At 65.2% G+C, this 5,955-nt stretch carries 5 protein-coding genes; all 5 read right to left on the bottom strand.

The window, feature by feature from the left end:
- A partial coding sequence (locus tag RMO04_RS18240; RefSeq protein WP_309646190.1) for a hypothetical protein occupies positions 1 to 322 on the bottom strand: 322 nt, incomplete at its 3' end.
- Between the two features lie 162 nt (positions 323 to 484).
- Positions 485 to 3,961: a DEAD/DEAH box helicase gene (locus RMO04_RS18235; RefSeq protein ID WP_309646189.1), complete on the bottom strand. Its 3,477-nt coding sequence runs from the start codon at positions 3,959 to 3,961 to the stop codon at positions 485 to 487.
- Positions 3,948 to 4,727 (bottom strand): Hachiman antiphage defense system protein HamA, encoded by a 780-nt coding sequence (locus RMO04_RS18230; RefSeq protein WP_309646188.1) that lies wholly within the window; start codon positions 4,725 to 4,727, stop codon positions 3,948 to 3,950. Before RMO04_RS18230 ends, RMO04_RS18235 begins: the two co-directional genes overlap by 14 nt.
- A gap of 16 nt (positions 4,728 to 4,743) precedes the next feature.
- Positions 4,744 to 5,523, bottom strand: a complete 780-nt coding sequence (locus RMO04_RS18225; protein WP_309646187.1) for a hypothetical protein — start codon at positions 5,521 to 5,523, stop codon at positions 4,744 to 4,746.
- Positions 5,517 to 5,955 (bottom strand): hypothetical protein (locus tag RMO04_RS18220; protein ID WP_309646186.1); only part of this gene is annotated, 439 nt, incomplete at its 5' end. The genes RMO04_RS18220 and RMO04_RS18225, both read right to left, overlap by 7 nt.

The following is a 5,955-nucleotide window of genomic DNA, read 5'->3' as shown; positions in this document are numbered from 1 at the left end:
CGACGATAGCCATATCCAGAAGGAAGCATGCGCGGTTTGCCTCTCGAAGCCGCTTGCGCAAAAGTTTGAGTTCCGAGGTCTTGCCCGTGTGGGCGGGGCCGACTAGCAGAATGACTCGGCGCTCGGCAAGCAACTTCTCCCACCTGACCTCACCGAAGTCGCCTTCCGCCAACAGGTCGAACAGAGCGGCTGCGTCAACCGGGTCGTCGCCCTCCACCGGAGAGACAATCGGTCGTCGGTTGAGGTCGATCAGGTCATCATCAGCCAGAGTGAGCATCGCGAACCGATTATGCAAGTCGAGCGCGGACGTCGTCAGTAGCACCTGGCAGTGCGAGAGCGAGGCAGGTTCCCTGTTCGCCCGCACTTCGAGGACTTGACCCGGTCACGGGTGGCAGCAGTCGACGTAGGCGCATGTCCAACAATCACTTCGCAGTAAACATGGCTCGCTCGTCGAACCATCGGTACGGTGCGGGGGCGCTTGGGATCACGGGGGCCAAGTCACTGTGCCCGGCCCAAAGCGCTCAACGATAGCCACGCGTCCACCCGGCACGACGCGCGCGGCGAACAGGCCGCGCCGAGGCCCTGTCACTGTGGTCTTGAACTTAGCCACCCGGCGGTAGTCCGGGGTGGTGAGCCAGGCCTCGCCGCCCGGCTCGTCGAACTCGACGCGGTAGACGCCGGCCGACGGTGGCGCCGCGGTCGTGCGGATGGCTAAAGACCGCTCCCGGCTGCGCGTGCGCCACTTCTCCTGGGCGGCGCCCATCATGTCGTCGCGGAATCGCTGCCACAGCACGGCGGATTCGGGTGTCGGAAAACCGCCGGCGTCGCTCAGGGACGCAATCTTCTCGCTCTCCAGCCACGCGCGCATGTCTGAGACGGTGAAGAACGCCGGGCTTGTGGAGCGGATCGCGGCCATTGCCGCGCGCCGCGACGGCAGCCCGGCCCGGATCAGCATGGACATCATGAACTGGGGGACGCCGGTTTCCAGCGAGGCGGCCGCGCCGCCGGAAACGATGTCCGCCGACCAGCCCATCGTGACACGGCGGGTCCGCAGCGCCTCCAGCGCCCACACCAGCCGATACGAGAATGCGTCCTCGATAACCCGCATGTTCTCGGGGCCTATAACTTCAACCTCCGTGCCGGACACCCAGTGCTTGAGGAGCACTTCCCAATCGGCGGGCAGCGCGTTCTTCTTGTCTGGAACGAAGGGACGGATGACCAGCAGCCGAGCGGCCAGCTGCGCCAGTGCCGCGGTCAGCGCCACGGCGTCGTCCCGCAAAGAGGCCTCGTCGGCCTGGTCCAGCAATTTGTCCAGGACATCGGCCATGCTATCGATAGCCAGGCCCGCCTCCAATCCCACACCCATGGCGTAGTGGCCCTTGCGCGCGCCGACTGTGGTGTTGCCCCAGATCAATCGGGCGCGCGCTTCCAAGAGCTCCTTGTGGGCCTCCCGCACGGTTGCGTCTTCACGGTCGATTTGGCGCGCCCACAGCGATCCCTGCAATGCCTCGTCCAATAGGCGCGGCAGATCGTCGCTGTCCGCGTCCAAGGCCTCGACCAGTCCCAGCACTGTCGCGTCCAACTTCTCGACCAAGTGCGACATAGGCTCCTCGTCGATCGTTTCCTCTTCTCCGTCGTCAGCGCCTGTGGTCGGCGTGCCAGTCCCGAGCAACGCTGCCTGTTCCGCCTTGGATCTCCATGCCTCCCGCGAGTTCGACAGGTATTCGATCGCATCAGCGCGATCCAGCACGCCATCGCGCGACAGTCGCTCGATGATCTCGGCGATGATCTGATACAGGCCACTCTGCAGCGTGCGCGCCTTGGCCGACTGGATCAGGCCGCGCCACTGCCGCAGGCGAAAGATCTGCCTGTCTGGGATCACGTGGACGACCAGCCCTTCTACGTCGACAAACGCTCTTCCGGCGCGGCCGGCCACATTCGCAAACTCTTCCCCCGATATGAGCTTGCCCGCCCGTACCAAGTAGGGCACCAGCAAGACCGCGGCGTTCAGATTGAGGCCCTGCGACAGCGTGGGCGACGCGACGATGACCTTGAGCACGCCGCGCGCAAGCAGCGCTTCCAGCTCGCGCAGGAACGGGCTCGGCAGGCGCCCATGATGAACGGCCACACCGAGCTTGAGGCAAGCCACCGCGGGGTGCGCGGCGCCCAGCCACTCTTCGCCCACTTTTAGTGCCCGCTGGATCGCCGCTTCGTCCTCGAGCAGGGTCGGCAGGTAGCCCACCTTGTGCAGCCGCACAGCGGTTTTCCCGTAACCCTCCACCCAGTTGGCTTGCGTCGAGAAGATCAGGGTCCGCTTGCCCTGCTGGGCGAACTTCCAGGCCGCGAACAGCGTGAGGTCCTTGGTCTCCCGGGGATAGTCGGTCTTGTCGGGTTTACGAGCGGGAATGCGTTCCACGAAGCGGGCCAGGAATGGCCCTTGGTCCTCGAGGTCGTAGTTGAGGGTGGCCGACTCCCCTTTCCAGACCAGGCTGCCAAAGCGCTGGCGGGTCGGCCGCCAGGACGACCGGACTGGCTCGCCCGCGACGTCGTTCCGGATCCAGGCCGTTAGGTCCTCGAGCTGCTGGCCGTCCGGCAGGATTGCCGACAGGCAGACGATGCGCCGCGTGGCGGCATCGGCGCGGCGAAGCAGTTTCTGCACAAGGATCTCGTAGCGGATCTCGCGCTCCGTGGGGCCGATGAGGTGGCCTTCGTCGAGCACGACCAGCCCGATGTCGTCGATCAGCGATGCGTCATTGCGCAGGGCGAAGTCGAGCTTCTCGGGCGTGGCGATGATGATGTTCATCGACTTCAGGGCATCTTCGTCGCCCGCCGAGAGCCCGCTGGCACCATAGAGCGAGGACACCGAGAAGCCCAGCGGACCGAAGGTCTGGCGAAAGGTCCGTTCTGTCTGCGCCGACAGAGCGCGCAACGGCGTTACGATAAGCACGCGCTTGTCGCCCGCCAGGCACATCAGCGCGGTGATCTCGGCGATGCGCGTTTTTCCCGCGCTTGTGGGCAAGGCCACCACCAAGTCGTCGGACACATCGGTCGAACGCTTGGCCGCCTCGCGTTGCGAGGGCCACAGCTCCAGCTCCGCACTCTTACGCGCGTACAGCGACGCGATGAACAGCCGGCGCAGTTCCTGATAACGCTCCTCGCCGCCCTGGGGCGGGTTCAACGGAAGCGTTTCGTGGAGCGAGTGATCCCACAAGTCGTCGATCATGCTGCCGCACAGCCTGACGATCCACCACAGCGGCACCGAGGCCGCTTCGTCCGCAAGTTTGGTCGCATCGGCCAGGAGTCCACGTGTCGTTTCCAGCAGCGCTTCTTCGCCGGTTTGTAAGGCGAAGTCGAAGAAGGCCAAAGCCCGACATACGGTGGTGTTGAGGATGATCGCGATCGCCTCGTCGGGCTCGATCTCGCCACTCTCCAGCAGAGCGGTCAGCCGGGCATCGCTGTGCGCCGCGTCAAGCAGCTGTTCTCGCACATAGGCCTTGAGCCGCTGCAGGTCGCGCAGGATCAACAGGATCAGCGAAGCCTCGGCGGCGTTGGCATTGAGGCCGGACACCTGCTGTTCGCCGAACAAGGAGTAGGCGATCGCGGAAAAGCCCGCCAGGTGATACGCGGCGCCCGCAATAGTGCGATGGAAGCCGCGTGCCTCGTCGTTCGGATCGCCGTTGCGCACCAGCGATTCAAAGGCGTTGCCTGCACCTTCGAATGCGCGTTGGCAAAGCGGCGAATTGCCTTCGCGCTCGCGCAACGCCAGCGCCGCGCGCAGCAGCGAGAACCCGTGTTCGGCCAAGTCGACTTCGATGGTGTCGCCCAGCTGCGGTGCGTCATCAGGCAGAACTCCCTCCCGCCGCATGATGGACCAGGCCGCGCCGCGGTCCTGCAGCCGGCCCCAGACACCCTGCTGCGTTGCCTTCTCCAGGAAGGCCTTCAGCTCGTCACTTGTCTCCAAGATTCATCGCCTCCTCGTAGACCGCGGCGATGAAATCTTGGTGGTCCTCGATGCGCAGACTGGCGACGTGCTGATTTCGCTCATCACCGGCGTTCTCTAGATCACTTTCCAGCTTGTCGCCCGCGTCGTTGCCGGACAGGGCGAACAGCATGTGATCGATGCGCTGAGCCGGCAGCGCCTTCACTCCCACCTCGTCGCGGAGGGTCCGGCCCAGTTCCTGGTCAGCCGTGTCGGCGCTATCGAGCAACCGGTTGGCAATGAACAGCAGGGAGTTCGGTGTGCAGCGGCCGTCGTGCCGGTTCAAGGCTTCGCGCGCCTCGGCGATCGTCGTCTTGCCAAGGGCGGCGCGGCTTTTTGACTCACCCTTGAGCAGCCAGAGCTTGTCCTTGTCGTCATAGCCGACGCCGATGAAGTCGTCGCCGCGCATCGCGACTTCCCTGCCATCCTTGAAGCGCATCCGCCGCACCGGTACGCGAAAGCCGATCTCCTCCTCGACTAGCTCGGAGGCAAGGATTTCGCCGAGGTCGCCCGAGCGCGCCCGGGGCGATTGCGGCAGCAATGCCCGCAGGATCTCCGCCGCCTTAGCGTAGCCCAGGCGTGCGACGTCATCGGCGATGCGATCGGTGTGGTCGTAGTGGGCCTTGACGGTTTCGCCCAACTGCGCGAGGACCTTGGCGCGGCTACCCTTTTTTTCGGCGTAGGCGCGGAGCGTCTTCTTCTTGGTTTTTTTTAGGGTGCCGGTGCACCAGCTCTTGTACAGGGTCATGCGCGCGCTCCCTTACTCACTTCTGCGGCGGCAGCTCGATGCCATAGGCCTGCGCGATCCGGCCGACCAACTCGGCGACGGTGACGACGCCGAGTTGCAGCGCTTTCGGATCGATGCTGGTTTCAGCGGCAGCCGCGGTCAGGAACCGCGCCAGGTCCGCGCCGATCTTCGGGTCCGTCTCGATGCGGGTAGTTGGCGCCAGCAGCTGTGAGAGGCGCAGCACGTCGTTTAGGTGTTTGCGCACGTCCTTCGCGTCCACCTTCTCGCCTTTCTCCTTGCGGGCGCTCAGCTCCAGCCAGGCGATGGCCTTGAGCGGGATCAAACGGTCCTCGCCTACCCATGGCAGGCCGTCGGTTTCCCGCCGTCCCGCCATGATGAAGGCGTAGTAGGCATCGTCCAGCAGGATCGCGGAGAGGCTTGCGACGGCTTCGTCGAGTGGGATCGGGGTCAGGTGGCTGCCTTCGGCCGGCTTCAATCCATCGGGCGCGCGGGCGAAGAGCTCGACCATCGCCGGGAAGCGCTCGTCGCCGGGTTTAATGAAGCGGTAGAAGTTGGGCTTGTCCGTCTCGCTGGCCTGGCGGATTTCATATTTGCCGGCGTCGACGAATTTCCAGAAAGCATCACCAAAAGCCGGTGTCAGCGCTTCCACGTGCAAGACGATGTCGAGATCCTTAGTGGCGCGGAACACGAGCCCGGCGTCTTCCATGGTCAGCGTGGCAGCCGTGCCGCCGATCAGGACGTACTGGTCGGCGTAGTCCGCGAACCACTCCCGGAAGATGTCGAGCCCCCTCACCATGGCAATTGCCCCTGCAGTTCGTCCAACGCGAGTTGCACTCGCTCATCAGAATTGTCCTGCAGGCTGAGCGTTAGTGAGAGGGGGTCTACAGTCGGCGCATCCGGCACCAATGCGGGGCTGTAGCTCCATACCTGCCACTCCTGCGCGCCCGCGACGGGCTCGGGGAGTTCCCGAACACCGGCCTCCGTGGCGGCCTTCCAGTCGGCACTGGTGATCGCATAGACCGGCCACTGGGGCTCGGCCAGCATCGAGTGGCGCGCGAGCGCGCTCAAGCCCGCCTCGCGGCGCGGGTAGTTCGCAAGGAGGGCGTGGCTGGCCACCCAGAACGTGCTGCGGATCGGCGTTCGCAGGGCAGGCTTCGCGCGCTCCCAGATCGCCTGCGGTGGGCCTTCCATGCGCAGCCAGCGGGACCGCCCCTCGGCCTGCAGGATC

The sequence above is a fragment of the Phenylobacterium sp. genome (assembly GCF_031412415.1).
In the GTDB taxonomy this organism is placed as follows: domain Bacteria; phylum Pseudomonadota; class Alphaproteobacteria; order Caulobacterales; family Caulobacteraceae; genus Phenylobacterium.
Note: the sequence above shows the minus strand (reverse complement) of the source record. Positions and strands in the feature narration are given on the sequence as shown.

Coding starts and splice junctions, on each gene's coding strand:
- RMO04_RS18230 (WP_309646188.1), bottom strand. CDS start 4,727: ATGACCCTGTACAAGAGCTGGTGCACCGGCACCCTAAAAAAAACCAAG.
- RMO04_RS18225 (WP_309646187.1), bottom strand. CDS start 5,523: ATGGTGAGGGGGCTCGACATCTTCCGGGAGTGGTTCGCGGACTACGCC.